This is a genomic window from Bradyrhizobium cosmicum, from assembly GCF_032290525.1.
Taxonomy (GTDB): Bacteria; Pseudomonadota; Alphaproteobacteria; order Rhizobiales; family Xanthobacteraceae; genus Bradyrhizobium; species Bradyrhizobium cosmicum_A.
In genome coordinates, this window is sequence record NZ_JASXTA010000003.1 from 141,266 (window position 1) to 165,987 (window position 24,722).

Annotated in this window: 20 protein-coding genes and 1 pseudogene; 11 read left to right on the forward strand and 10 right to left on the reverse strand. The window is 65.3% G+C overall.

From position 1 onward, the window contains the following. Window positions 1-8 precede the first annotated feature (8 nt). Together QSV46_RS06755 and QSV46_RS06760 are read left to right on the forward strand one after the other, a co-directional pair. Window positions 9-1,091 (forward strand): tetratricopeptide repeat protein, encoded by a 1,083-nt coding sequence (locus QSV46_RS06755; protein WP_314948284.1) that lies wholly within the window; start codon window positions 9-11, stop codon window positions 1,089-1,091. An 84-nt stretch (window positions 1,092-1,175) separates the two neighbouring features. Then, complete coding sequence (locus tag QSV46_RS06760; RefSeq protein ID WP_314948286.1) at window positions 1,176-1,970, forward strand: inositol monophosphatase family protein; 795 nt, start codon at window positions 1,176-1,178, stop codon at window positions 1,968-1,970. 23 nt (window positions 1,971-1,993) lie between these two features. On the opposite strand, the pseudogene QSV46_RS06765 reads toward QSV46_RS06760, so the two are convergent. The 4 genes and pseudogenes from QSV46_RS06765 to QSV46_RS06780 form a co-directional block, all read right to left on the reverse strand. Next, a pseudogene (locus QSV46_RS06765) lies at window positions 1,994-3,123 on the reverse strand (AAA family ATPase). Window positions 3,124-3,245: 122 nt separating this feature from the next. Beyond that, entirely contained in the window at window positions 3,246-6,407 is a 3,162-nt protein-coding gene (locus QSV46_RS06770; RefSeq protein ID WP_314948290.1) for an efflux RND transporter permease subunit, read from the reverse strand. A gap of 6 nt (window positions 6,408-6,413) precedes the next feature. Further along, entirely contained in the window at window positions 6,414-7,607 is a 1,194-nt protein-coding gene (locus tag QSV46_RS06775) for an efflux RND transporter periplasmic adaptor subunit (protein ID WP_314948294.1), read from the reverse strand. 231 nt (window positions 7,608-7,838) lie between these two features. Continuing rightward, on the reverse strand, window positions 7,839-8,858 hold the full coding sequence (locus QSV46_RS06780) for a cyclopropane-fatty-acyl-phospholipid synthase family protein (RefSeq protein ID WP_314948296.1): 1,020 nt from the start codon (window positions 8,856-8,858) through the stop codon (window positions 7,839-7,841). Window positions 8,859-9,064: 206 nt separating this feature from the next. Here QSV46_RS06780 and QSV46_RS06785 point away from each other — a divergent pair, with 206 nt between their 5' ends. From QSV46_RS06785 to QSV46_RS06800, 4 genes are all read left to right on the forward strand, one after another. After that, window positions 9,065-10,084, forward strand: coding sequence for a flagellar motor protein MotA (locus tag QSV46_RS06785; protein WP_314948298.1), 1,020 nt, complete (start codon window positions 9,065-9,067; stop codon window positions 10,082-10,084). A gap of 4 nt (window positions 10,085-10,088) precedes the next feature. Next, window positions 10,089-11,117 (forward strand): peptidoglycan -binding protein, encoded by a 1,029-nt coding sequence (locus QSV46_RS06790; protein ID WP_314948301.1) that lies wholly within the window; start codon window positions 10,089-10,091, stop codon window positions 11,115-11,117. Then, window positions 11,117-11,566, forward strand: a complete 450-nt coding sequence (locus QSV46_RS06795; protein ID WP_314948305.1) for a GNAT family N-acetyltransferase — start codon at window positions 11,117-11,119, stop codon at window positions 11,564-11,566. Before QSV46_RS06790 ends, QSV46_RS06795 begins: the two co-directional genes overlap by 1 nt. A gap of 80 nt (window positions 11,567-11,646) precedes the next feature. After that, a complete protein-coding gene (locus tag QSV46_RS06800) occupies window positions 11,647-11,913 on the forward strand; it encodes a hypothetical protein (RefSeq protein ID WP_314948308.1) in 267 nt (88 codons plus the stop codon). Between the two features lie 53 nt (window positions 11,914-11,966). Here QSV46_RS06800 and QSV46_RS06805 read toward each other — a convergent pair whose 3' ends face one another. Together QSV46_RS06805 and QSV46_RS06810 are read right to left on the reverse strand one after the other, a co-directional pair. Beyond that, complete coding sequence (locus tag QSV46_RS06805) at window positions 11,967-12,158, reverse strand: hypothetical protein (protein ID WP_314948310.1); 192 nt, start codon at window positions 12,156-12,158, stop codon at window positions 11,967-11,969. A gap of 150 nt (window positions 12,159-12,308) precedes the next feature. Further along, entirely contained in the window at window positions 12,309-14,159 is a 1,851-nt protein-coding gene (locus QSV46_RS06810; RefSeq protein ID WP_314948312.1) for an ABC transporter ATP-binding protein/permease, read from the reverse strand. Between the two features lie 201 nt (window positions 14,160-14,360). On the opposite strand from QSV46_RS06810, the gene rpmE reads away from it, so the two are divergent. Continuing rightward, window positions 14,361-14,588, forward strand: a complete 228-nt coding sequence (gene rpmE / locus QSV46_RS06815; RefSeq protein WP_027530154.1) for a 50S ribosomal protein L31 — start codon at window positions 14,361-14,363, stop codon at window positions 14,586-14,588. A gap of 152 nt (window positions 14,589-14,740) precedes the next feature. On the opposite strand, the gene QSV46_RS06820 is transcribed toward rpmE, so the two are convergent. Both QSV46_RS06820 and QSV46_RS06825 read right to left on the reverse strand, forming a co-directional pair. Beyond that, window positions 14,741-15,250, reverse strand: a complete 510-nt coding sequence (locus tag QSV46_RS06820; RefSeq protein WP_314948319.1) for a DUF1465 family protein — start codon at window positions 15,248-15,250, stop codon at window positions 14,741-14,743. A gap of 547 nt (window positions 15,251-15,797) precedes the next feature. After that, window positions 15,798-15,989, reverse strand: a complete 192-nt coding sequence (locus QSV46_RS06825; RefSeq protein ID WP_314948320.1) for a DUF1192 domain-containing protein — start codon at window positions 15,987-15,989, stop codon at window positions 15,798-15,800. A 112-nt stretch (window positions 15,990-16,101) separates the two neighbouring features. On the opposite strand from QSV46_RS06825, the gene QSV46_RS06830 reads away from it, so the two are divergent. Both QSV46_RS06830 and QSV46_RS06835 read left to right on the forward strand, forming a co-directional pair. Then, window positions 16,102-17,100: an NAD(P)H-quinone oxidoreductase gene (locus QSV46_RS06830; RefSeq protein WP_314948323.1), complete on the forward strand. Its 999-nt coding sequence runs from the start codon at window positions 16,102-16,104 to the stop codon at window positions 17,098-17,100. A gap of 154 nt (window positions 17,101-17,254) precedes the next feature. After that, on the forward strand, window positions 17,255-20,131 hold the full coding sequence (locus QSV46_RS06835) for an EAL domain-containing protein (protein ID WP_314948325.1): 2,877 nt from the start codon (window positions 17,255-17,257) through the stop codon (window positions 20,129-20,131). Window positions 20,132-20,272: 141 nt separating this feature from the next. Here the strand turns inward: QSV46_RS06835 and QSV46_RS06840 are convergent, their stop codons facing one another. Next, entirely contained in the window at window positions 20,273-20,545 is a 273-nt protein-coding gene (locus QSV46_RS06840) for a hypothetical protein (RefSeq protein WP_314948326.1), read from the reverse strand. A gap of 158 nt (window positions 20,546-20,703) precedes the next feature. On the opposite strand from QSV46_RS06840, the gene QSV46_RS06845 reads away from it, so the two are divergent. Next, window positions 20,704-22,200: a sensor domain-containing diguanylate cyclase gene (locus tag QSV46_RS06845; protein WP_314948329.1), complete on the forward strand. Its 1,497-nt coding sequence runs from the start codon at window positions 20,704-20,706 to the stop codon at window positions 22,198-22,200. Window positions 22,201-22,206: 6 nt separating this feature from the next. Here QSV46_RS06845 and galU read toward each other — a convergent pair whose 3' ends face one another. Next, a complete protein-coding gene (gene galU / locus QSV46_RS06850; RefSeq protein ID WP_314948332.1) occupies window positions 22,207-23,082 on the reverse strand; it encodes a UTP--glucose-1-phosphate uridylyltransferase GalU in 876 nt (291 codons plus the stop codon). 257 nt (window positions 23,083-23,339) lie between these two features. Here galU and QSV46_RS06855 point away from each other — a divergent pair, with 257 nt between their 5' ends. Further along, complete coding sequence (locus tag QSV46_RS06855; protein ID WP_409997152.1) at window positions 23,340-24,680, forward strand: lytic murein transglycosylase; 1,341 nt, start codon at window positions 23,340-23,342, stop codon at window positions 24,678-24,680. The last annotated feature ends 42 nt before the right edge of the window (window positions 24,681-24,722 follow it).

Genomic DNA, 24,722 nt, shown 5'->3' on the forward strand with positions numbered 1-24,722 from the left:
CGCCCGACATGAAGCTCCCGCGCATCACCATGCTGGCCACGCTGCTCTTGACGGCGCCCGCGGCCGCGCAGCTCCAGATCACGCCGCCGGCGGCAACGCCGAGCGCGCCCGCCGAAAAGCAGAAGCCCAAGCCGCCCCCGGCTGCCAAGAAGAAGGAGGCCGCGCCGGCGCCGAAGCCTTCGAGTTCCCCGAAGCCGGCCGCCTCGCCCAAGCCGGCGTTGCCCGCGACCGTGATCCCCGCGCCGGCGACCGACACGCCCGGTGTCGATCTGGTGTTCGGCGCCTATCAGCGCGGCCAGTACAAGACCGCGTTCGATCTCGCCACAGCCCGTGCCGCGACCGGCGATCCCAAGGCGATGACCATGCTCGGCGAGCTCTATTCCAACGCCATGGGCATCCGCCGCGACTACGTCAAGGCACAGGAATGGTACAAGCGCGCCGCCGACGCCGGCGACCGCGAGGCGATGTTCGCGCTCGCCATGCTGCGCATCTCGGGCCGCGGCGGCAAGGTCGACAAGGGCGAGGCGGTGAAGCTGATGGCCTCCTCTGCCAAGCTCGGCGAGCCCAGGGCCGCCTATAATCTCGCTCTGCTGTATCTGGACGGCCAGACCCTGCCGCAAGACGTCAAGCGGTCCGCCGAGCTGCTGCGCCAGGCGGCCGATGCCGGCGTGCCCGAGGCGCAATACGCGCTCGCGACCTTCTACAAGGAGGGCACCGGCGTGCCCAAGGACCCGGAACGCGCGGTGCGGCTGCTCCAGGCAGCCTCGTTGGCCGACAATGTCGATGCCGAGGTCGAATATGCCATCGCCATGTTCAACGGCACCGGCACACCGAAGAACCACCCGGCCGCTGTCGCGTTGCTTCGCAAGGCTTCCCGCCAGGGCAGCGCGATCGCGCAGAATCGCCTCGCCTGGGTGCTGATCAACGGCATGGGCACGACCGTGGACAAGATCGAGGGTTTCAAATGGCATCTGGTGGCCAAGACCGCCGGCAAGGGCGATCCGGAGCTCGACAAGCAGTTCTCCGAACTGCCGGCCGAGGACCGGTCCAAGGCCGAGGCCGCCGCCAGAAAATGGCTCGGGACCAAATGACTTGACCTTCAGCCCCTCGCAGGGCACCCCATCCCTCAAACAGGCGCGATTTCGCGCCATTTCCCCCGATCAAGACCAGAGCTCATGCTGTATTCCGCAACTATCAACGTCATGGTCAAGGCCGCGCGCCGCGCCGGCCGCAGCCTCAAGCGCGATCTCGGCGAGATCGAGCATTTGCAGGTCTCGCTGAAGGGACCGGCCAATTTCGTCTCGCTGGCCGACAAGCGCGCCGAGGAGATGCTCTACCAGGACCTCGCCAAGGCCCGTCCCGGCTACGGCTTCATCGGCGAGGAAGGCGGCACGCGGGAAGGCTCCGACAAGAGCCACACCTGGATTGTCGATCCGCTCGACGGCACCACCAACTTCCTGCATGGCATCCCGCAATTCGCGATTTCGATCGGGCTTTCGCGCGAAGGCACCATCATCGCCGGCGTGATCTACAATCCCGCCAATGACGAGCTCTACATCGCCGAGCGCGGCAAGGGCGCCTTCCTCAACGACCAGCGCCTGCGCGTCGCCGGCCGCCGCCAGCTCAACGAATGCGTGGTGGCCTGCGGCCTGCCCCATATCGGCCGCGGCGACCACGAGGAATTCCGCCGCGAGATGACCGCGATCCAGGACCGCGTCGCCGGCCTGCGCCGCTTCGGCGCCGCCTCGCTCGACTTAGCCTTCGTCGCCGCCGGCCGCCTCGACGGCTATTGGGAGCGGAATCTGCAGCCTTGGGACATCGCGGCCGGGCAGATCATGGTGCGTGAGGCGGGCGGGACGATCACCGACATCGACACCCCGGGCGATGCGCTGGTGACCGGGCATGTGGTGTGCGGGAATGAGTTCGTGCATGGCGAACTGATCAAGATATTGAAGCCGCTAGGGCAGTAGCACGACGGCTCGATCTACGACGGTTAAGAATTGTCGTCTTCGTCCGCTTCCTCGTCACGATATTCGCCGCCGATGGTCAGGCCCTCGATCGTCGTGGCGCCTTTCGACTTGATCACCCGGCGAAGCGGGACCGAACTCTCGCTTCGCAATGCCTCCATCAGCTGTTCCGAATGGGTGACGATCCAGATGTCGGCGCGGCGTGATGCCTTGGCGATGAGCCGCGCCAGCGGCGCCAGCAGCGACGGATGCAGGCTGGTCTCCGGTTCGTTCAGCGCGATGAAGGGCGGCAGCCGATAGCCCATGAACACTGCGAGCAGGCAGATGTATTTCAGTGTCCCGTCGGATAGTTCATGAGCCCTGAACGGCCGCGGCATATCCGCCAATTGCAGATCAAATTGACACAAGCCGTTTTCCTCCCATGCGCGGAGTTCGGCGCCCGGGAATGCATCTTCAATTGCGTCCTGCAGATCGGCAGCGTCTTGCCGAATGACATAGAGGGTCGCCAGGGCGGCAGCCAAATCGGTCCCATCGGCGCTGAGCGAGGGCGTTGCGATCGCCAGACAGGGCTTTCGTATCGGTGACGCCGGATCGGTACGAAAGTCGTGATAGAATCGCCAGCCCAGCATGGCATTCCTGATCAGGTGATTTCGGGGCACTCCTTGCCATCGGAAAAAGCCGCAAGCGCCGTCTCGGACGGCAGCACCGCATCCTTGTGGGCGGTCCAGGCGCCGCTCTCGCCGCGGACGCTGACGAGCGAGTTGATCCGCTCCATCAGCTTGACCGTGCGTTTGCCCTGCGTCGTCTCGATGCTTTCGGCCTTGATCATCGGCTCGCCGGAAAACGCGGCCTGAAGCGGGCTCGGAAACCCCAGCTCGATGGAATACCTCATGCTGTCGAATGTGGCTGACAACCGCAGCCGCCCATCTTCGCCGCGTTTGCGAATGCCGGACCAGCAGACCGAATTCAATCCGCCCTCATCGGCGATCGTGCGGGTGATTTGACCGGTCGCTGCGTCGCGCAACAGCGACAAGGATTTGTAGAGATTGGATTTGCCGACGCCATTTTCACCCACAAACACGGACAAGGGGTGGATGGGTATGGAGAGCCGCCGAAGAGAGCGATAGTTCGAGATCGCAATGTCAGTCGGACGCATCACATGCTCTCAATCGGCGGGCCATCTGCGCAGCCGCGCAGCCGTGCAGATACACATTCCTTCAATCCAGGGATGCAGTCTGGCTTGACAATCCCGAGAAAGCAAGCCGAGCGATCCGGCGTTCAGTGGCCGGCCCTTGCCGGAGCGGGCGGCCCGTACACCTCGCCCTCCTTCGCCGCGTTGGGCTCCCGGTCCCCCGCCAGCACGCGCTGCACCGAGACGAAGAACACCGGCACCATCAGCAGCGCCAGGATCACCACCGCGATCATGCCGCCCATCACGATGCTGCCGAGCGCCTGCTGGCTGGCGCCGCCGGCGCCGTGGGCGATGGCCATCGGCAGCACGCCGCAGATGAAGGCGAGGCCGGTCATCAGGATTGGGCGGAAGCGCAGGCGGCAGGCCTCCAGGGTGGCGTCCACCAGCGGCTTGCCCTCTTTGCGCAGATCCTTGGCGAACTCGATGATCAGGATCGCGTCCTTGGCGGCAAGGCCGATGATGGTGATGAGGCCGACGGTGAAATAGACGTCGTTGGGCAGGCCCCGCAGCATCGCCGCGATGACGGCGCCGACGATGCCGAGTGGCACCGTGAGCAGCACCGCGAGCGGAATGGTCCAGCTCTCGTAGAGCGCAGCCAGACACAGGAACACCACGAAAATGGAGAGAGCGAGCAGGAACGGCGCCTGCGAGCCCGACAGCTTTTCCTGCAGCGATTGCCCGGTCCATTCATAGCCGAAGCCGCGCGGCAATCTGCCGGCAAGCCGCTCCATTTCCGCGATGGCGTCGCCCGAGGTAAAGCCGGGTTTCGCTTCGCCCGAGATGCGCACCGCCGGATAATAGTTGAAGCCGGCGATCTGCGTCGGGCCGCGCGCCCATTCCACCGTGGTGAAGGAGGAGAACGGCACCAGCTGGCCGCGGCTGTTCTTGACGTTGTAGTTGAGGATGTCCTCGGTCCGCATGCGGTCGCGGGCATCGGCCTGCACCACGACGCGCTGCATGCGGCCGCGGTTCGGGAAATCGTTGATGTAGTTCGAGCCGAGATTGGTCGAGATCGTGTTGTTGATGTCCTCGAACGTGACACCGAACGCGCCGGCCTTCTCGCGGTCGATCATGAGATTGACCACGCCGGCCTCGGGCAGGCCCTCGATATAGACCTTCTGCAGCACCGGGCTGGCATTGGCCTCCGCGATCAACTGGTCGGCGGCGCGCATCAGGGCCGGATAGCCCTTCTGGCCGCGGTCCTGGAGACGGAACGAGAAGCCCGAGGAATTGCCGAGATTGTCGATCGGCGGCGGCTGCAGCGCGGAGATCTTGGCGTCGCGGATCGACGACGACAAATCGCGGTTGATGTCATTGACGATCGCCGCGGCCGAGTCCTTCGGCCCGCGCTCCGACCAGTCCTTCAGGGTGATGAAGGCCTGCGCGGTGTTCATGCCCTGGCCGGAGAAGCTGAAGCCGGTGAGGAAGGTGACATCCTTCACACCGGGACGTTCTGCGAGATATTTCTCGACCTTCTCGATCACGGCCTCGGTGCGGCCGTAGGACGAATCCGACGGCGTCTGCACGTCGGTGGTCACAAAACCCTGGTCGTCGATGGGCAGGAAGCCGCCGGGCAGATTGACGAAAGCCCAGGACAGGCCGACGAGCAGCGCGACATAGACCAGCATCAGCCGTCCGGTTCGCTTCAGCGAGAAGCCGACAGTGCGGGAATAGCCCTCCTTGCCGCCTTCGAGCATGCGGTTGAACCAGCCGAACACGCCCCTCCTGGCATGGCCATGACCAGCCGCGACGGGCTTGAGCAGCGTTGCGCACAGCGCCGGCGTCAGCGACAGGGCGAGGAAGGCGGAGAAGCCGATCGCGGCGACCATGGTCACCGAGAACTGACGGTAGATGATGCCGACCGATCCCGGGAAGAACGCCATCGGCACGAACACCGCCATCAGCACCAGCGTGATGCCGATGATGGCGCCTGATATCTGCGACATCGCCTTGCGTGTCGCTTCCTTCGGCGGCAGCCCCTCCTCGCTCATGATGCGCTCGACGTTCTCGACCACGACGATGGCGTCGTCGACGAGGATGCCGACCGCAAGCACCATGCCGAACATCGAGAGCATGTTGATGGAGTAGCCCGCGAGCAGCAGGGTGGTGCAGGCGCCCAGCAGCGCCACCGGCACCACGATGGTCGGGATGATGGTGTAGCGGATGTTCTGGAGGAACAGGAACATCACCACGAACACCAGCACGATGGCTTCGACCAGTGTCGACAGCACCTTCTTGATCGAAGCTTCGACCACGGGCGTGATGTTGTAGGGGATCTCGTAGGAGATGTTGGCCGGGAAGAAGCGCGACAGCTCCTTCATCTTCTCCTCGACCGCGCTGGCGGTCGCCAGCGCATTGCCGGTCGGCGACATCAGCACCGAGAGGCCCGCGGTCGGCTTGCCGTTCAGGCGCGTGTTGAACTGGTAGCTGAGGCCGCCGACCTCGATGCGCGCGACGTCGCGCAGGCGCACGGTCGAGCCGTCGGCGTTGGCGCGCAGGATGATGGCGCCGAATTCGTCCGGCGAAGACAGCTGGCCCTTGACCAGCACCAGCGAGGAGGTGCGTTGACTGGACGTCGACGGCTCGGCGCCGAGGCTGCCCGACGCGACCTGCGCGTTCTGCGCGGCGATCGCCTTGTTGACGTCGTCGGCGGTCATGCCATAGCCGACGAGCTTGGCCGGATCGACCCAGACGCGAAGCGAGCGCTCGGTCGAATAGAGCGTGGCGCGGCCGACGCCGGGGATGCGACGGACCTCTCCGAGCACGTTGCGGATCATGAAGTCGCCGAGACCGACCTCGTCCAGGCTGCCGTCGGTCGAGTTCAGCGTGATGATCTGGAGAACCGCGCTGGAGGCCTCCTCGATCAGGATGCCCTGCTGGATCACCGCGCGCGGCAGACGCGCCTCGACGCGCTTGATGCGGTTCTGCACCTCGACCGAGGCGGCACTGGTATCGGTGCCCGGTTGGAAATTGGCGATGATCTCGACCTGGCCGAGCGAGTCGCTGGTCGATTCGAAATTGAGAATGCCCGAGGCGCCGTTGAGCTCCTCCTCGATCAGGCGCGTGACGCTGTTGTAGAGGTTCTCGGGCGAGGCGCCGGGATAGCTGGTCGAGATCGAGATCGAGGGCGGCGCGATGATCGGATATTGCGCGATCGGCAGCAGCGGCACCGCGATGGCGCCGATCAGGCAGATGAACAGCGCGACCACCCAGGCGAAGATCGGCCTGTCGATGAAGAAACTCGGCATGGCGCGTTACCGCGTGAGCTTCTGGGCGTGCCGGTTGTCCGCCGTGGCGTCCGCTTCCGACCAGGATTGCGGCTTGACCTTGTCGCCGGCCGCGAACTTCTGGAACCCTTCGACCACGACCTTGTCGCCGGCCTTCAGACCCTCGGTGACGAACCAGAGTCCGTCCTGCGCGGACCCGGTGCGCACCGGCTGCACCGCGATGTGGTTGTCATCCTTGACGACGAACACCTCGCTGCCGCCGCCGCCATTGCGCTGGATCGCCTGCTGCGGCACCGCGATCGCGTCGCTATCGAGGCCCTGGTCGATGCGGACGCGGACGTACATGCCCGGCAGCAGCTCGCGCTTGGGGTTGGGGAATTCGCCGCGCAAGGTCACCTGGCCGGTGTGGGCGTCGACCTTGGCATCGGAGAACAACAGCTTGCCGTCGAGCGCGTAGATGGTGTTGTCGTCGAGCACGAGGCGCACCTTGGCGGCATCGGCGGCGATGCGCTCGAGGTCGCCGCTCTCGAAGGCGCGGCGGAGCTGGTTGAGTTCGTTCACCGACTGGGTGAAGTCGGCGTAGATCGGATCGAGCTGCTGGATGCTGGCGAGGTTGGTTTCGTTCTGCACCGCGAGCGCGCCCTCGCTGACCAGCGCCGCACCGACGACGCCGTCGATCGGCGCACGCACGGTGGCGTAGTCGAGGTTGAGCTTGGCGCGTGCGAGGTCGGCCTTGCGGCCCTCGACCTCGGCATGGGCCTGGCGCTCGGCCGCGATCGCCTTCTCGTTCTCGGCTTCCGGCGCCGCACGATCCTTGGTGAGGGTGGCGATGCGATGCGCCTGCTGCCTGGCCTGCATCAGGGCGGCCTCGGCCTTGGCGACCGCCGCCTCGCTCGCCATCACCTCGACCTCGAACGGGCGCGGATCGATGCGATAGAGCGGATCGCCCGCCTTGACCTCGCTACCTTGGCGGAACAGCCGCTCGACCACGATGCCGGAGATGCGCGGACGCACGTCGGAAACGCGGGTCGGCGCGATGCGGCCGGGCAGCTCGCGCACCACGGCGCGCGGCTGCGGCTTCACGATCACGATGCTGACGTCAGGATCGGCCGGCGGGGCAGCGGACACTGCGGAGCTGGATTCCCCGCAGCCCGCGAGCAGCGGCGCAAAGGCCGCGAGCATCATTGCAACGCATGCCGGTCGCGCACGAAGTCCTGACATGAAGTTAAGTGCCCCAATGTTGTTGAAACTGATCACGCTCCGCGCCGCGCCCGTTCTGGGCACATTCCGCGCGGCTGATGCCGTCAAAATAGAATAGACTTGCTGCGACGCAACGCATGCTGCGGGCGGCTCATTGTCACACGACCTATGTTGCTGACTTCAGTGCGCTTTTTGGGTTTCACCGGATTGTGAGTCGGCTCCATCGCCGCGAGCTGCGGCGGAACATCGCAATCAGGAGGCGGCCTTCATCCGATACTGGCTGACGCCCCATTCGGTTCCACCGGCGTAGCCGAACAGGCCCGACGTCGCGAGGAAGAACCAGCGCCAGCGCCGCATCCACGGGCCGGTCTCCTCGCCATGGACCTGGCGCAAGGCCGTTTCGATGGTGTCGCGATGCGCATCGAAATTGGCAAGCCAGTCGTTCGCGGTGCGCTGATAATGCGTTCCGCTCCAGCACCATTCCTTCTCGATCGCGAAGATGTCGCCGAACTGCCTGACGAGGTGGTGGCTCGGCATCAGCCCATCCGTGAGGACGTGCTGCGCGATCCAGTCCTCCCGATTGGTCCGGTCGATCAGATGGGAGCCGGAGCGATGGGTGACGATGTGCATGAAGAAGCGTCCCTCTGGCACGAGCCATGAGCGCACGCGCGTCATCAGCTTGCGCCAGTTCGTCATTTGCTCGAACATCTCGACCGACACGATGCGGTCGAACTGCCCCTCGGGCGCGAACACGTTCATGTCCGCGGTGACCACACGCAAATTGAGCAGCCCGCGCCGCCGCGCTTCCTCCTCGACATGGTCGCGTTGCATCTGCGAGTTCGATACGGCTGTGATCCTCGCATGCGGAAACTGCCGCGCCATCCATAGCGACAGCGAGCCCCAGCCGCAGCCGAGCTCGAGGATGGCCTGCCCGTCGGCGAGACCGGCATGTTCGACGGTCTGGCGCAGCGCCTCCTCCTCCGCCTCCCGCAGGCTGGTCGCCTCGGTCTTGTAGAAGCAGCACGAATATTTGCGGTTGGGGCCGAGCACCTCTGCCAGGAGCGCCGCGGGCACCTCGCCGTGCCCGGCATCCGGATCCCCGGCGATCGGCCGCAGCATCATCCTTCCCGCGAAGGCGGCATCGTCGGCCGCGCCCAGCGCGGACAGGCGCGTCGCCGTGCGCGAGCACAGGCGCTGGATCGCGGCGCGGATCACGACGTCGGGCAGCGGCACACGTTCGGCAGTCCCGATGATCGCGGAAACGACGCTCATGCGTCCACTCCGTCTCTCGGCGGCAAGCGCCAGAATCCGAGCTAAGCCTGTGGATTGCTGAAGTTTTACAAAACGCGCCGGTATCAAAGCGTGGTTTCGGCTTTGGGTTCCGCAAGCTCTCCACGAAATCGGCCCATCCGGCACTTTTTTTGGGCTGGCGCTGTGCCATAGTGTGCGCCGCAAGCAAGTAACGGATGATACCGGCCATGCCGTCAGGCGCCTCGCCCCGCTCCCCCATGGAAATCGAGTATACCAAGCTCTCCTCGCCCAGCGTTTTCCTGGTGCGGATGCTGGTCTTCCTGGTGCTCTGCACGCTGGTGGGCGTGGTGCTCTACAAGCAGATCATTCAGGCCTTCTTCGCCAATCCCGGGCTCAATGCCCTGATCGGCGGCGTGCTGTTCATCGGCATCATCCTGGCCTTCCGCCAGGTGATCCGGCTCTACCCTGAAGTCTCCTGGGTCAACAATTTCCGCATCGCCGATCCCGGCCTTGCCCCCGCCCGCCACCCCAAACTGCTGGCACCGATGGCGATGATCCTGGGCGGTGAGCGCACCGGGCGGATGTCGATCACCCAGACCACCATGCGGCATCTGCTCGATTCGATCGCGACCCGCCTCGACGAGGCCCGCGACATCTCGCGCTACATGACCGGGCTGCTGGTCTTCCTCGGCCTGCTCGGCACCTTCTGGGGTCTGATCGAGACGGTCGGCTCGGTCGGCAAGGTGATCGACGGGCTCAAGGTCGGCGGCGATTCCGGAGCCCTGTTCGACACGCTGAAGGAGGGCCTCGCCGCCCCGCTCGGCGGCATGGGCATCTCGTTCTCGAGCTCGCTGTTCGGCCTCGCCGGCTCGCTGATCCTCGGCTTCCTCGATCTGCAATCGAGCCAGGCCCAGAACCGTTTCTACACCGATCTCGAAGACTGGCTCGCCACCACCGTGCGCGAATATGGCCGCGGCGAGGTTGCGGTCGCAGCCGGTGGCGGCGGTGTGGCCAGCGGCGAGCTGCAGGCCGCGGTCGAGCGCTTACGCTCCGTGCTCGAGGAAGGCAGCGCCAGCCGCGGCACCACCGCGGCGATGGCGAGCCTTGCCGAAGCGATCCAGGCGCTGGTCTCGCACATGCGCACCGAGCAGCAGATGATCCGCGAATGGGCCGATGGCCAGGGCGAGCAGAATCGCGATATCCGGCGCCTGCTCGAGCGCATCGCGCGCCAGCCCGAGAAGGGTTAGGGTCATGGCACTGGCGCGCGGCCGCCGCGGCGATACCTCCTTCAACTACTGGCCCGGCTTCGTCGACGCGCTGTCGACGCTGGTGCTGTCGATCGTGTTCCTGCTGTCGGTGTTCCTGGTCGTGCAGTTCTTCCTGTCGCAGGAGGTGACCGGCAAGGACAAGGCGCTGGAGCAGCTCAATGCCAAGATCGCGCAGCTCAACGAGCTCTTGTCGCTGGAGAAGCTCGGCAAGCTCACGCTCGACGACCAGGTCTCGTCACTGAAAGCCGGCCTCGCCTCGGCCGAAAGCGAGCGAGACCGCATCAAGGGCCTCTATGAGGGCCTCGCTGCCGCCGGCAACGACGCGCAGGGCAAGACAAGCGAGCTCGGCAAGGCGCTGGATTCGGAGAAGGCGGTCTCGGCGCGGGCGCTGGCGCAGATCGAGGTGCTGAACCAGCAGATCAGTGCGCTGCGCCGGCAATTGGCCGCGCTCGAAGAAGCGCTCGATGCATCCGAGAAGCGCGACAAGGAATCGCAGAACCGCATCGCCGATCTCGGCTCACGTCTGAACGTGGCGCTGGCGCAGCGCGTGCAGGAATTGTCGCGCTACCGCTCGGAATTCTTCGGCCGCCTGCGCGCCATCCTCGGCAACCGCCCTGATATCCGCATCGTCGGCGACCGCTTCGTGTTCCAGTCCGAAGTATTCTTCGACACCGGACAGGCGGCGCTGCTGCCCGAGGGCCGCGCCGAGCTCGACACATTGGCGACCGCGCTGATCGAGCTCGACAAGAAGATTCCGAACGAGATCCCCTGGGTGTTGCGCGTCGACGGCCATACCGATGTGCGGCCAGTGAGCGGCGCGAACTTCAAATCGAACTGGGACCTGTCCGCGGCCCGCTCGATCTCGGTGGTGCAGTATCTGGTCTCGCTCGGCGTCCCCGCCCAGCGCCTCGTCGCGGCCGGCTTCGGCGAATTCCAGCCGCTCGACGCCGCCAACACGGAAGAGGCCTACAAGCGCAACCGCCGCATCGAGCTGAAGCTGACGGAGCGGTAGTGAGCGCCGCCCTCCACCTCCGCCCCTACCGCCCCGAGGACGAAGCCGCCACCATCGACCTCTGGCATCGCACCTGGCAGCAGGCCTATCCGCAGATCGATTTCGCCGCGCGGCTTGACTGGTGGCGCGAGCGATGGGGCAAGGATCTGGTGCCGAAGGCGTCCATTGTCGTCGCGGAAGCGGATGGTGCGCTCACCGGTTTCGTGACCATCGACGGCGACGGCTATCTCGACCAGCTCGTGGTCGACCCGGATCACTGGGGTTCCGACGCTGCGCGGTTGCTGGTCGACGAAGCAAAACGCCTGTCACCATCGGGCATCACGCTGCTCGTCAACAAGGACAACATTCGCGCGATCCGCTTCTACGAGCGCAACGGCTTTGCGCAGGCCGGCGACGATGTGAACCCGACCTCGGGCCGGCCGGTGCTGAAGATGGCGTGGCGGGCGTGATGCCCGTCACGTCTGGATCCCCAGACGTCGGTTATTCGTTGTGGCAGGCAGCAGCGATGACAGACGGATGGAGACGATCCATGAAGCTGAGCGACCTGGCCAAGGGGTCTTCGGTTCTGCTGGGCGTCGTCATCGCCGGCTATGTATCGACGACCTATGTCGACCAGCGCCTCGCGCCACCAAGGACAGCAAGCGAAACGACGAATTCGCCTGCGCCGACGAACACCCGCTCTCCGACGGGCAGCCCGACTCCGGCCGATGGCGAGTCGCCCTGCATTGGTGAGGGCGGAAGCTGGAAGAACTGGCCGTGGCCGAACGTGCCGATGGGATCGCCGAAATGTAAGTGAGGCGGGGATAGCGGAGCTTCATCGACGGCAAAGAAAGCATCACGTCAGGGATGCTACGGCGAAGGGGCGGGCTTCTTTCGAATGCTGCTGACAATATGACTTTTCTTTCTGGGCTGCCGTTTTTCTACGATGGCAGGGACTAAATCCGGAGCGGTGTCCGTTTCGCCAAAAAGTTTGATATATTCAGAAAGCGGCATGTATCCGGCTTCGACTAACGCGCGGGCATCATTCCGATCAATGGGCATTCGCGAGACCTCCAGCCTTCAGTCTCGATTGTAAGCGCCCCCCGGTAAATGCAACGTTAGATCAATGCAGCACTGGCGTGCTGCGCTGCGGTAGCGATGGTGCGACGCGAGAGTGCCGCGAGCGCACAGGCGACACACCAGTGCAGCGCCTCACGCCCCCTCGAACTGCAACCTCGCCAGCCGCGCATAGAGCCCGTTCGCGGCGACGAGCTCGGCATGCGTGCCCTGCTCGACGATCCTGCCCTGGTCCATCACCAGGATGCGGTCGCAGGACAAGACGGTCGCGAGGCGGTGCGCGATCACCAGCGTGGTGCGGTGGCGCATCAGCTCTTCCAGCGCGGTCTGCACCAGCGTCTCGCTTTCGGCGTCGAGCGCGGAGGTGGCTTCATCGAGCAGCAGCAGCGGCGCATCGCGCAGGATGGCGCGGGCGATCGCGATGCGCTGGCGCTGGCCGCCTGACAGCGTCACGCCGCGCTCGCCGAGCGGGGTCTCGAAACCTTCGGGCAGGCGGCGGATGAACTCGGCGGCATGCGCGAGCTCGGCGGCGCGCTCGACCTCGGCGTCGCTGGCATCAGGACGGCCGAAGCGGATGTTGTCGCGGGCGCTGGCGGCGAACACGTTCGATTCCTGCGGCACCAGGGCAATGCGGCAGCGGAAGTCGCGCGGGTCGGCGGATTTGACCGGGACGCCGTCAAGCGAGATCGCACCGCTGCGCGGATCGTAGAAGCGGAGCAAGAGATGAAAGATGGTGCTCTTGCCGGCGCCGGACGGGCCGACGATCGCGACCTTCTCGCCCGGGCGCACCGTGAACGACACGGCATCGAGCACCTTGACGTCGGGACGCGCGGGATAGGCGAAGCTGACCTGATCGAAGCCGACCTCGCCGCGTGCCGGCACCGGCAGCGTGCGCGGCGATGCGGGCGCGGTGATCTCGGGCTGCACGTGCAGGATCTCGAACAGGCGCTCGGCCGCACCTGAGGCCGCCGAGACCTCGCCCCAGACCTCGCTGAGCTGGCCGAGGCCCGCCGCGGCGAACGCCGCGTAGAGCACGAACTGGCCGAGCCGGCCCGGCGTGATGGTCCCGGTCAGAACGTCATGCGAGCCGATCCAGAGGATCGCGACCACGCTTGCGAACACGATGAAGATGATGATGGCAGTGAGCACCGCACGCGCCTGCGTGGACGTGCGCGCGGCTTCATAGGCCTGCTCGACCTCGCCGCCAAAACGCTTCTGGGCGAGCCCCTCGCTGGTATAGGCCTGTACGGTGCGGATCGCGCCGACCAGCTCGCCCGCATAGGCCGAGGCCTCGGCGAGCGTGTCCTGCGCGTTGCGCGACAGCCGCCGCACCCAGCGCCCGAACGCGACCAGCGGCAGCACGATCAGGGGAATGGCGAGCAGCACGAAGCCGGACAGACGCGGGCTGGTGATCACCATCATGGCTGCCGCGCCGAAGAACATCATCAGATTGCGCAGCGCGATCGACACGGAGGCGCCGACTGAGGATTTGATCTGGGTGGTGTCGGCGGTGAGGCGCGACACCAGCTCGCCGCTGCGCGCGGAATCGAAGAAGGAAGGCGACAGCGACAGCAAGTGCGCGAACACATCGCGCCTGAGGTCGGCGACGATGCGCTCGCCGATCGTCATCACGAGGTAGTAGCGCGCGGCACTGGCGAGCGCGAGCACGGCGACCACCGCGATCATCACCGAGAAATAGCTGTTGATCAGCGCGATGCCCTCGGGCGTCAGGCCGAAATCGATCATCCTGCGCACCGCGACCGGAACCAGCAGCGTCGTCAGCGCGGCAATCGTCAGCGCAATGAAGGCCAGCGCCGCACGGCCGCGATAGCGGGCCACATAGGGCGCGAGCGCCAGCAGCGGCCGCAGCTTGGCGCGCCCCTTGGCGGGCTGCTCGATCAGCTCGGCCTCGATCGACGCGGCGTCCGCCGGCGCAGGGTCGCGCTGGTCGCGATACTCGTGGTCAAGCCGTTCCACTGCGCTCATGTGATCGGACCCAAGGAGACACGTCAGCTCCACATAGGCCGGTGCCGAGGGAGTGGCAAATCCGGGATGTCCCTTAGGGGACGCTCCGGTTCTCCTGTCCCCACAATGGCTTGTTTTAGGGGGGCTCGTGGGGTATAGAGCGCCCAAATCCGTCATCGATTATCACTCAAGCGAGCGGCGCCGGTCGCCCTAGGAATTGCCATGAAAGCCGAAATTCATCCGGATTATCATACGATTAAGGTCGTGATGACCGACGGGACCGAGTACCTGACCCGCTCCACCTGGGGCAAGGAAGGCGACACGCTGAACCTCGACATCGACCCGAAATCGCATCCGGCCTGGACCGGCGGCAACGCCCAGCTGATGGATCGCGGCGGCCGCGTCTCGCGCTTCCAGAAGAAGTTTTCGGGCTTTCTCAAAAAGGATTGATCCGGCCCTCAAGGCTGGACACGAAAAACGCCCCCGGAGAGCCGGGGGCGTTTTTGTTTTCTATCGCTGTCATTCCGGGGCGGCTCGGAGAGCCGAACCCGGAATATCGAGATTCCGGGTTCGCGCTTCGCGCGCCCCGGAATGACGGTTGCCTACCGCTCGAACGCCGCCTTCAGCGCGTTGAGATGCGGCACCAGCGGATTGCCGATCGCGGGCACATCGGCGGGCGGGGTGTGGATGGTGGTGTCGAGACGGCGCACGCGGGTCTGAAGGCTCATCGAGCGATGGATCAGGTCCTGCAATTGTGTCGGCAGCTTCTCGATGGTGTCGGCGGGGCCGGGATCGGCAGCGGAGAGCTTCACCTTGGTCTTTTCGCGGTTGGCCTGGCCCAGCGTCATCTCGCCTTCCTTCACCGCGCGATGCAGCAACAGCCACGAGGCAAGCTGCATCAGGCGGGTGGTGAGGCGCATGCTCTCGGTCGCGTAGGTCAGGCTGACCGCGCGGTCGAGCGCCTTGGCTTCAGCGCGGCCGGCGCCGTCGAGATAGGCGGCGGTCTCTTCGACGAGATCCATGCCCTCACGGAACAGGACGCCGAACGCCGCAGAATTGGTGAACCGCTCGCTGAGTTGAACGAGAGCGCCGTCGGCTTGCAAACGTTCCATGGTTAACGCCCCTTACGCAACTGTTTACCCACCCGGCTTTGCGCCGGCTTATGATGAACAAATCATTGCGCGGGCGGCACGCGGAGTCCAGCGACAAGCACGGATATGGTTTCCGCGGGTCCTTCCGCGGAATTCAACTGGGGCGAGACGGCAAAACACCCCGGCTCGACGCAAAAAAGAGCCGCCGGAAAACCGGCGGCTTTGAAAGTTGATAACAGGGAGGCGTCAAACAGAGTGGACAGGAGCCACTCGGTGTCCAAACGAGGACAGTTCCAGTCATAAAGCGAAAAGCTTAATGTGGAGTAAACGAGCTAAATTTTTGAGGGTTCGTTAGCCATGTCGGTCAGTGGCCGAGTGCGCTCTCGTGCCCCGGACGCAGCGCAGCGCCAAAAGCGCGTTCACGCGCGTCTTCGACACGCTATGGCGGTGCGCTGCAGAGCCGGGGCCCAGTGCTTTGGTCGAGGAGTTTGGAGAGGCATTGGGTCCCGGCTCTGCGAAGCAGCGCTACGCGCTGCACCGCGTCCGGGACACGAGAGTCGTGAGACTCCTACTTCTTGAAAAAACTATCCGCCGCATCGCGCGAGGCGCGCTTCTTGGCGGCGGCTTCCTCCAGCCTCGCGATCTCGGTGTTGAGCAGAGCGACGCGCTCGGTCAGTTCCTCCACCGACAACAGCGAGAGATCCTGTCCGATCTCGTGGCTGATCTTCCTGCGCGGGCGGTCGTCGTCTTCCGTCACCATCCTCATTCCTCCTGCCTTCGCGCGGGCACATTGCCGAGGCGGTTGCCAGCCTGGGCCGCGCTGGCTAAGCAATGGCCTCGCTCCTCCCGCACCTTCGCTCAAGGACAACATCATGGACAAGCTGCCCGCGCAAATGACCGTGGTCGCCATCTCCAAGCCTGGCGGACCGGAGGTGCTGGTGCCGGAAACCCGCGCCGTTCCGGTTCCCGGCCCGGACGAGATCCTGGTCAAGGTGCAGGCCGCGGGCGTCAACCGGCCCGACGTGGCGCAGCGCTCCGGCGCCTATCCGCCGCCGCCCGGCGCCAGCGACCTGCCCGGCCTCGAAATCGCTGGTGAAGTGGTCGCCGTCGGCAGCAATGCCAAGCGGCACAAGATCGGCGACAAGGTGATGTCGCTCGTCGCCGGCGGCGGCTATGCGCAGTACTGCATCGCCCAGGACACCCAGGCCATGAGCGTGCCGCCGGCGCTGTCGATCAACGAAGCCGGCGCGCTGCCGGAAACCCTGATGACGGTCTGGCACAATGTGTTCGAGCGTGGCGGCCTCAAGGCCGGCGAGACGCTGCTGATCCATGGCGGCTCCTCCGGCATCGGCACCATGGCGATCCAGCTTGCGAAGGCGTTCGGCGCCAAGGTGTTCGTCACCGTCGGATCGCAGGACAAGATCGATGCCTGCCTCAAGCTCGGTGCGGACCGCGCCATCAACTACAAGAGCGAAGACTTCGTCGCCGTGGTCAAGGCGGAGACGAACAATGCCGGCGTCAACCTGATCCTCGACATGGTCGCCGGCGACTATGTCGACCGCAACTATGACGCCGCCGCGGTCGACGGCCGCATCGTGCAGATCGCGACCCTCAACGGCCCCAAGGTCAGCGTCAACATCGCCAAGGTGATGGTGAAGCGGTTGACCCATACCGGGTCCACGCTGCGCCCCCGTACGAATGCGGATAAGGCGGCGATGGTGGCCGCAATCGAGGCGAAAGTGATGCCGCTGTTGCGCGAAGGCCGGGTCAAACCGCTGATGGACAGCACTTTCCCGCTGGAAAAGGCGTCCGATGCGCACCGGCGCATGGAGACCTCGGCACATATTGGCAAAATTGTGTTGGAGGTCTAGGCCAGCGGCCCATAGGGCAAGGCGGAAACCCTTTGATTTTCCTCGCTTTCGTGGCATCTATCGCGACGCGCCGAACCATCTTGTTCCGTTCGGAAAACGCCTTGCACTGACGATCCTGCACCGAAGAGTTTGCGTCGAACGCGGAGAACCGACCTTGCGTCTGATCAGGTGCCTCGCGCCCATAGCGCTGGGCCTCATGATTCTCGTCGCCGCGTCCCCGGCGCGCGCGCTCGACGCCGTCAGCGTCCGCGGTGACGCGCCCGCGATCGACCTCACCGGCGTGCTCGAGCACCAGCGCAGCGACGCCGACCGTATCCAGGTCTCGACCGCGCCGGGCACCGACGGCATCGTCCGCCGCATCGAGGTGCGCGCCCGCGAAGGCGGCCAGAACTGGGTGGTATTCGCGCTCGCCAACAACACCGACGACCAGCTCGACCGCCTGATCGTCGCGCCGCATTACCGCATCGTCTCCTCGGGGCTGCTGTGGCCCGACCTCGGGCTGTCGCGCATCGCCACCATCACGCCCTCGACCGGCGACCGGCCGGAGCGGCAGGAAAGTCCGACCGCCGACGTCTTCCGCATCACGCTCGACCCCGGCGCCGTCATCACCTTCGTCGCGGAGCTGCGCACCGACAAGCTGCCGCAGCTCTATCTGTGGGAGCCGGAAGCCTACAAGGACAAGGTCAACTCGTTCACGCTCTACCAGGGCATCGTGATCGGCATCTCCGGGCTGCTTGCGCTGGTGCTGACCATCCTGTTCGTGGTCAAAGGCAGCATCATGTTCCCGGCGGCCGCGGCGCTGGCCTGGGCGGTGCTGGTCTATATCGGCGTCGATTTCGGCTTCTGGGGCAAGGTGCTCGACATGTCGAACAACGCCGAGCGCATCTGGCGCGCGGCGGGTGAGGCAATCCTGGCCGCGACGCTGCTGGTGTTCCTGTTCGCCTATCTCAATCTCAGCCGATGGCACGTGCGCTATTCGCACATCACGGTGGGTTGGCTCGCCTTCCTGGGTTCCCTGGTCGCGCTGGCCCTGTTCGATCCCGCCGTGGCCTCCGGCATCGCGCGCATTTCGCTGGTGCTGATCGCCTTCGCCGGCTTTGCCCTGATCGTCTATCTCTCCACCCACGGCTTCGACCGCGCGGTGCTGCTGATCCCGACCTGGTTCCTGCTGGTGGTCTGGGTGGTCGCGGCCGGCATGACGGTCGCGGGCTCCGTCACCAACGACATCGTCGGCCCGGCGCTGCTCGGCGGCCTCGTGCTGATCGTGATGCTGATCGGCTTCACGGTGATGCAGCACGCCTTCGCCGGCGGCGGCGCTACCAACGGAATCGTCTCCGACATCGAGCGCCGCGCCCTGGCGCTGGCCGGCTCGGGCGATCTGATCTGGGACTGGGACGTGTCCGCCGACAAGGTCTTCACCAGCCCCGAGACCGAAGCCCTGCTCGGCCTCAAGCGCGGCACGCTGGAAGGTCCGGCGGCTTCATGGCTCGAGGTGCTGCATCCGCTCGACCAGGACCGTTTCCGCGCCGCGCTCGACAGCGTGCTCGACCAGCGCCGAGGCCGCCTGGTGCAGGATTTCCGCCTGCGCACACCTGACGGTCACTTCATGTGGTTCGCGCTGAAGGCGCGCCCGGTGGTCGGCTCCGACGGCGAGGTCTCGCGCGTGGTCGGCACGCTCACCGACGTCACCGAGCTGCGCATCGCCGAAGAGCGCCTGCTGCACGATTCCGTGCACGACAACCTCACCGGCCTGCCTAATCGCAAGCTGTTCATGGACCGGCTGGGTGCGGTGGCAAACTTCGCCAAGACCGTGCCGACGCTGCGGCCGACGCTGATGGTGATCGACCTCGACCGCTTCAAGCAGGTCAACGATTCCGTCGGTATCGCGGTCGGCGATTCCATCCTGCTGACGCTGGCCCGCCGCCTCACCCGCATCCTGAAGCCACAGGACACCCTGGCCCGGCTTGCCGGCGACCAGTTCGGCCTGATTCTGCTCTCGGAGCAGGACCCGGCCCGCATCACCGCCTTCGCCGAGACCATCCGCAAGACCATCCGCGCGCCGATCGCCTTCAACGAGCGTGAGATTTTTCTGACCGCCTCGATCGGTCTCGCGCTGTCCGATCCGCAAGTTCAACTGACCGACGAGATCATCAAGGACGCCGAGCTTGCGATGTATCATTCCAAGCGCATCGGCGGCGACCGCATCGACGTCTACAAACCAGCGATGCGCGCGCGAAAAACCGACCGCCTGACGCTGGAGAGCGAGCTGCGCCGCGCCATCGAGCGGCAGGAGCTGACGATTCTGTACCAGCCGATCGTGCGACTGGAGGACCGTTCCGTCGCGGGCTTCGAGGCGCTGGTGCGCTGGGATCACCCAAAACTCGGGCGCATGGCGCCGTCGGAATTCATCAGCATCGCGGAAGAGACCGGGCTGATCGTCGACCTCGGCATGTTCGTGCTCGACCAGACCGCAAAGCAGCTCTCGATCTGGCAGCGCGCGATGCGCTCGCGCGAGCCGATCTTCGCATCGGTCAACGTGTCGTCGCGGCAATTGCTGCGCCACGACCTCATCCACGACATCCGCACCGTGCTGTCGCGCTCCTCGGTGGCGCGCGGCACGCTGAAGCTGGAATTGACGGAATCGCTGGTGATGGAAAACCCGGAGCACGCGGCGCAGATGCTGACCCGCATCCGCGAGCTCGGCACTGGACTCTCGCTGGACGATTTCGGCACCGGCCATTCCTCGCTAGCCTATCTGCAGCGCTTCCCGTTCGACACCATCAAGATCGACCAGTCGTTCGTGCGCACCACCAACCGCGGCACCCGCCCGGTGATCCTGAAATCGATCATCGCGCTCGCGCACGATCTCGGCATGGACGTGGTCGCCGAAGGCGCCGAGACCGATTCCGACGCGGTCGAGCTCTACCAGATGGGCTGCGAATATGCGCAGGGCTTTGCCTTCGGCGAGCCGATGGACGCGGATGCGGCGATGCGGCTGCTCACGGAAGTGCGGCTGGAAGCGGCGAGCTGATCTCGCCGCGAGTCCGGTATCGTCGGGTGGGCAAAGGCGCACTTGCGCCGTGCCCGCCATCGATCAAACATTGCAACAGAAGTGGTGGGCACGCTTCCGCCTTCGCTCTTCGAGCTACGGCGGACAAGTCGCTTGCCTATCCTACGATACTGGACGCCGCCGCTCACTCTTCTGCTTCGTGAACCGCACCGTCTGGCCGTCCGGCATCCGGGTGGCTTTAAAACCTGCGGCGATACAGGCTTCGCGCTGCGGCATCTTGATATCCGGGCTGCGCGAGGTGTCCCACCAAGAGGCGCGATTCGCAGCGCGCGGCAGCGCCGCGCCGATGATCTCCTCGATCTGCTCGTAGGTCAGCACGAATTCCGCCTGCTTCTGCCGCATCAGATAATCGCGCAACGCGTCGTAGTCGTTCACAATCGTCTTCTCGTCCGAGTTGTGGATCTGCTCACATGAGGCTGCCCAAAACCGTGCGCCTCATAAACCGTCTCTTAACTCATTGCGGCACTGTCGTCCTGCCTTAAACACTACGCAAGCTTTCGGGCGCATCCAGTGATGTCGGGAGCAAGCGAGCGATGTTGTCTGGATGGCGCGACGTCTCGGCCCGGCGGCCGTGGCGGATTTCGGCGAAGCTGCTGATCATCTCGTCCGTGGTGACGGTGATCGGCTTTTCCGCCATTTGCGTCAACGTGATGCTGGACATGCGCCGGGGCGAGGAAGCGCTCGCCCGCCAGACGCTGGAGAACCTGGCGACGACCATCGAGTCCGACATCAGCCGTAACATCGAGATCTACGATTTATCCCTGAAGGCAGTCGCCAGCAACATGTTGCTGCCGGAGATCAATACGGTCTCGAAGCCGATCCGCCACTTGATCCTGTTCGACCATGCGACCACGGCGAGGCATTTCGGTGCGATCCAGGTGTTCGACGCCGGAGGCGGACTGACCATCGACGCCTCCACGCTCGACCCGCTGCCGGCGAATCGCAGCGAGGAGGACTACTTCAAGATCCATCGCGACAATCCCAACGCCGGGCTCTTCATCAGCCGTCCCATGCTGTTTCGCGGCGCCTATTCGATCGTGCTGAGCCGCCGCATCAGCGACACCGACGGCGGCTTCCTGGGCGTCGTCGCCGGCTCGATCCGCTTCAGCTATTTCCACGAATTGTTCGAACGGCTGAGCCTCGACCCCGAGGACACCATCACCGTGCTCAGGCGCGACCGCACCGTGATGATGCGGCGGCCGTTCGACCTCGACGTCATCGGCACGAACCTCGCCGCCCGGCCAGCCTGGAAGGCCGACAACCTGAAGATCGGCGGCGCGTTCTCCGGGCAGGGGCCGATCGACGGCACGCCGCGCCTCTATGTCCGCAGCGCCGGCAGCAATCCGCTGTTCGTGGTGGCCGGAAAGCCGCTCAGCGTCGTCTTTGCGCTCTGGCGGACGGAGGCGCTCCGCATCGGCGCCGTGGTCCTGGCGCTTGCGCTGTTCGTGCTGGGAACGGCGATCGTGCTCGCGCGCGAGATCGGCCGGCGCGCCGAAGCCGAAAGCAAGCTCGAGGAGATGGCGACGACGGATGCGCTCACGGGCCTGAAGAACCGCCGCAAGTTCGATTCCGTCATCGACACCGAATGGCGGCGCGCGATGCGCCAGAAGACGCCGGTCGCGCTGCTGATGATCGATGCCGATCACTTCAAGGCCTACAACGACACGTTCGGCCATCAGGCCGGCGACCAAGTGCTGGTCGGCATCGCCATCTGCATTTCCGATTCGGTGAGCCGCGCCGGCGACTGCGCCGCGCGCTATGGCGGCGAGGAGTTCGCCGTGCTGCTGCCGAACACCTCCGCCACCGACGCCTTCAAGGTCGCCGAGACGATCCGCGTGAAGGTGCAGGGCTGGTCCGACGACCACACGAGTTCGACGGTGTCCTGCGGCATTGCGAGCTTCGTTCCCACGACCGGCATGGACTGGCCGATCCTGGTCGCCGCCGCCGACAAGGCCCTCTACGCAGCGAAAGCCGGCGGCCGCAACCAGTCGGTGGTCGCGAGCCTGCCGAAGCTGTCGATGGTGGCGTGAGGCCCGCTACTGTCCCAGATACTTCTTCATCTCCGCGATCAGCCCGTCGCGCAGCTCCGGCCGCTTCAGGCCGTAGGCGATGTTGGCGCGGAGGAAGCCGGGCTTGGAGCCGCAATCGTGGCGCTCGCCCTCGAACTCGACGCCGTAGAATTTCTGCGACTTGGCCAGCCCGATCATGGCGTCGGTGAGCTGGATCTCGCCGCCGGCGCCGCGCTCCTGGGTCTCGAGGATCTTGAAGATCTCGGGCTGCAGGATGTAGCGGCCGGTGATCGAGAGGTTGGAGGGCGCGGTGCCCTTGGCCGGCTTCTCGACCATGCCGTCGACCTCGAACATCTTGCCGGTGCGCTTGCCGACGCCGCAGATGCCGTATTGATGAGTGAGATCGTCGGGCACCGCCTCGACCGCAATGACGTTGGACTTTTCGCCGAGCCTGGCGGCGGTCTCGATCATCTGCTTCAGGCAGCCGGGCGAGTTGAGCACGAGCTCGTCGGGCAGCACGACCGCGAACGGCTCGTTGCCGACGATGTCGCGCGCACACCAGACCGCGTGGCCGAGACCGAGCGGCGCCTGCTGGCGGGTGAAGCTGACGGCGCCGGCTTCCGGCTGGTTCTGCGCCAAAATCTCCTGCTCGGCCTTCTTGCCGCGCGCAGCCAGCGTCGCGTCGAGCTCGAACATCCGGTCGAAATGATCTTCGATGACATTCTTGTTGCGGCCGGTGACGAAGATGAAGTGCTCGATGCCGGCTTCCCGCGCCTCGTCATAGACGTACTGGATCAGCGGCTTGTCGACGATGGTCAGCATTTCCTTCGGCATCGCCTTGGTAGCGGGCAGGACGCGGGTGCCGAGGCCGGCAACGGGGAATACGGCTTTGCGAATTTTCATGGGATTGATCGAATACCTGAGGACGTGACGGGAGCAATGGCATCTTGCTAGCTTGTTTGCAGCCGCTAACAAAGGCGGATGTGGGGCCTCGCCTGCACAGAGTTAAGAAAAAAGCAGCCAACAAAATTTCACCTTTGTTAAGCTATTGGCAACGGGTACCGGGCCTCCTGAGGGCGGATTTTCAGCTGGACGGGTGGGGTATGATGCAATCGGTGGCAGCGCTGGCAAAACGTGCTGGATTTGTGACCGGCGGGACGATGCTTGCGGCCGTCTTGCTGCTGCCGGCCTACGGGCACGCCCAGACGCAGAATGGCCTGTCGAACCTGTTCGGCGGCATCTTCTCCGGCTCGCAGCCGGCGCCGGCGCAAGCCCCGCCCGGCCCCGGCGGCGCCTCGACTGGACCTCAACCCTGGACCGGCGAGGACGGCGCCTCCGGTCATCCGCTGATGACATCAGCCGCGATCCGCGAGGCGGCCTCCAACTTCAACAATTGCGTCGCCGGGATGTGGCCCGATGCCGCACGGCGGGGCATCACGCAGGAGAACTTCCAGCGCTTCACGACCGGACTCTCGCCCGACCTGCGCATCATGGACCTGATGGATTCGCAGCCGGAGTTCACCAAGTCGATCTGGGAGTATCTCGACATCCTCGTGAACGACAACCGCCTCGCCAAGGGCCGCGAAGTGCTCGCCAAATACAAGGCGCAGTTCGACGCCACCGAGAAGGCCACTGGCGTCGATCGCTATATCATCGCCTCGATCTGGGGCATCGAATCCAATTACTCGACGCAGATGGGCGACCGCAGCGTGCTGCAATCGACCGCGACACTCGCCTGCATTGGCCGCCGCCAGGCCTATTTCAAGGACGAATTCCTCACCGCACTCGAGATCCTCAACCGTGGCGATCTGCGCCCGGAGCAGATGCGCGGCTCCTGGGCCGGCGCCTTCGGCCCGACGCAATTCATGCCGACCGCGTTCAAGCGTTTTGCCGTCGACGGCGACGGCGATGGACGGCGCGACGTCGTCGACAATCCGACCGATTTGATCGCATCCACCGCCAACAATTTGAAGAAGGACGGCTGGCAGGCCGGCCAGACCTGGGGCTACGAGGTCGTGGTGCCCCAGGGATTCAACTACATGCTGGCCGATCGCGCCAAGGCGATGACGATCGCTCAATGGGAGAAGCTCGGGCTCAAGCGCCCCACCAACCAGCCCTTCCCGCATCCGGCCGAGAAGGCCTATCTGCTGGCGCCGGCCGGCGCGCAGGGGCCCGGCTTCCTGATGCTCCAGAACTACCGCGTCATCATGAAGTACAACCCGGCCGAGGCCTATGCGCTGGCGATCGGCCATTTCGCCGACCGCCTGCGCGGCGGGGCGCCGTTTGTGCAGCCCTGGCCGCGGCAGGAGCGCGAGCTGTCGCGGACCGAGCGGCTGGAACTGCAGCAGCTGCTGGCCCAGCGCGGCTTCTACAAGGGCACCCCGGACGGCCAGTTCGGCGGCCAGACCCGGGAGGCCCTGCGCAACTTCCAGGCGTCGATCGGCGTCCCCGCCGACGGATTTGCCTCCTCGGACGCGCTGGAACGGCTGCGCGGGCGGTAAAATCGCGCCGAAAGTAACCCTGAACAGGGATTTTGCCCGCCA

Bases quoted from the DNA above. Each gene is read 5' to 3' on its own strand.
- galU (WP_314948332.1), bottom strand. From the start codon at position 23,082: ATGAAAATTCGCAAAGCCGTATTCCCCGTTGCCGGCCTCGGCACCCGC.
- QSV46_RS06805 (WP_314948310.1), bottom strand. From the start codon at position 12,158: ATGCCCATTGATCGGAATGATGCCCGCGCGTTAGTCGAAGCCGGATAC.
- QSV46_RS06770 (WP_314948290.1), bottom strand. From the start codon at position 6,407: ATGCCGAGTTTCTTCATCGACAGGCCGATCTTCGCCTGGGTGGTCGCG.
- QSV46_RS06780 (WP_314948296.1), bottom strand. From the start codon at position 8,858: ATGAGCGTCGTTTCCGCGATCATCGGGACTGCCGAACGTGTGCCGCTG.
- QSV46_RS06820 (WP_314948319.1), bottom strand. From the start codon at position 15,250: ATGGAACGTTTGCAAGCCGACGGCGCTCTCGTTCAACTCAGCGAGCGG.
- QSV46_RS06810 (WP_314948312.1), bottom strand. From the start codon at position 14,159: ATGAGCGCAGTGGAACGGCTTGACCACGAGTATCGCGACCAGCGCGAC.
- QSV46_RS06755 (WP_314948284.1), top strand. From the start codon at position 9: ATGAAGCTCCCGCGCATCACCATGCTGGCCACGCTGCTCTTGACGGCG.
- QSV46_RS06800 (WP_314948308.1), top strand. From the start codon at position 11,647: ATGAAGCTGAGCGACCTGGCCAAGGGGTCTTCGGTTCTGCTGGGCGTC.
- QSV46_RS06830 (WP_314948323.1), top strand. From the start codon at position 16,102: ATGGACAAGCTGCCCGCGCAAATGACCGTGGTCGCCATCTCCAAGCCT.
- QSV46_RS06760 (WP_314948286.1), top strand. From the start codon at position 1,176: ATGCTGTATTCCGCAACTATCAACGTCATGGTCAAGGCCGCGCGCCGC.
- QSV46_RS06785 (WP_314948298.1), top strand. From the start codon at position 9,065: ATGCCGTCAGGCGCCTCGCCCCGCTCCCCCATGGAAATCGAGTATACC.
- QSV46_RS06825 (WP_314948320.1), bottom strand. From the start codon at position 15,989: ATGGTGACGGAAGACGACGACCGCCCGCGCAGGAAGATCAGCCACGAG.
- QSV46_RS06845 (WP_314948329.1), top strand. From the start codon at position 20,704: ATGTTGTCTGGATGGCGCGACGTCTCGGCCCGGCGGCCGTGGCGGATT.
- QSV46_RS06775 (WP_314948294.1), bottom strand. From the start codon at position 7,607: ATGTCAGGACTTCGTGCGCGACCGGCATGCGTTGCAATGATGCTCGCG.
- rpmE (WP_027530154.1), top strand. From the start codon at position 14,361: ATGAAAGCCGAAATTCATCCGGATTATCATACGATTAAGGTCGTGATG.
- QSV46_RS06790 (WP_314948301.1), top strand. From the start codon at position 10,089: ATGGCACTGGCGCGCGGCCGCCGCGGCGATACCTCCTTCAACTACTGG.
- QSV46_RS06855 (WP_409997152.1), top strand. From the start codon at position 23,340: ATGCTTGCGGCCGTCTTGCTGCTGCCGGCCTACGGGCACGCCCAGACG.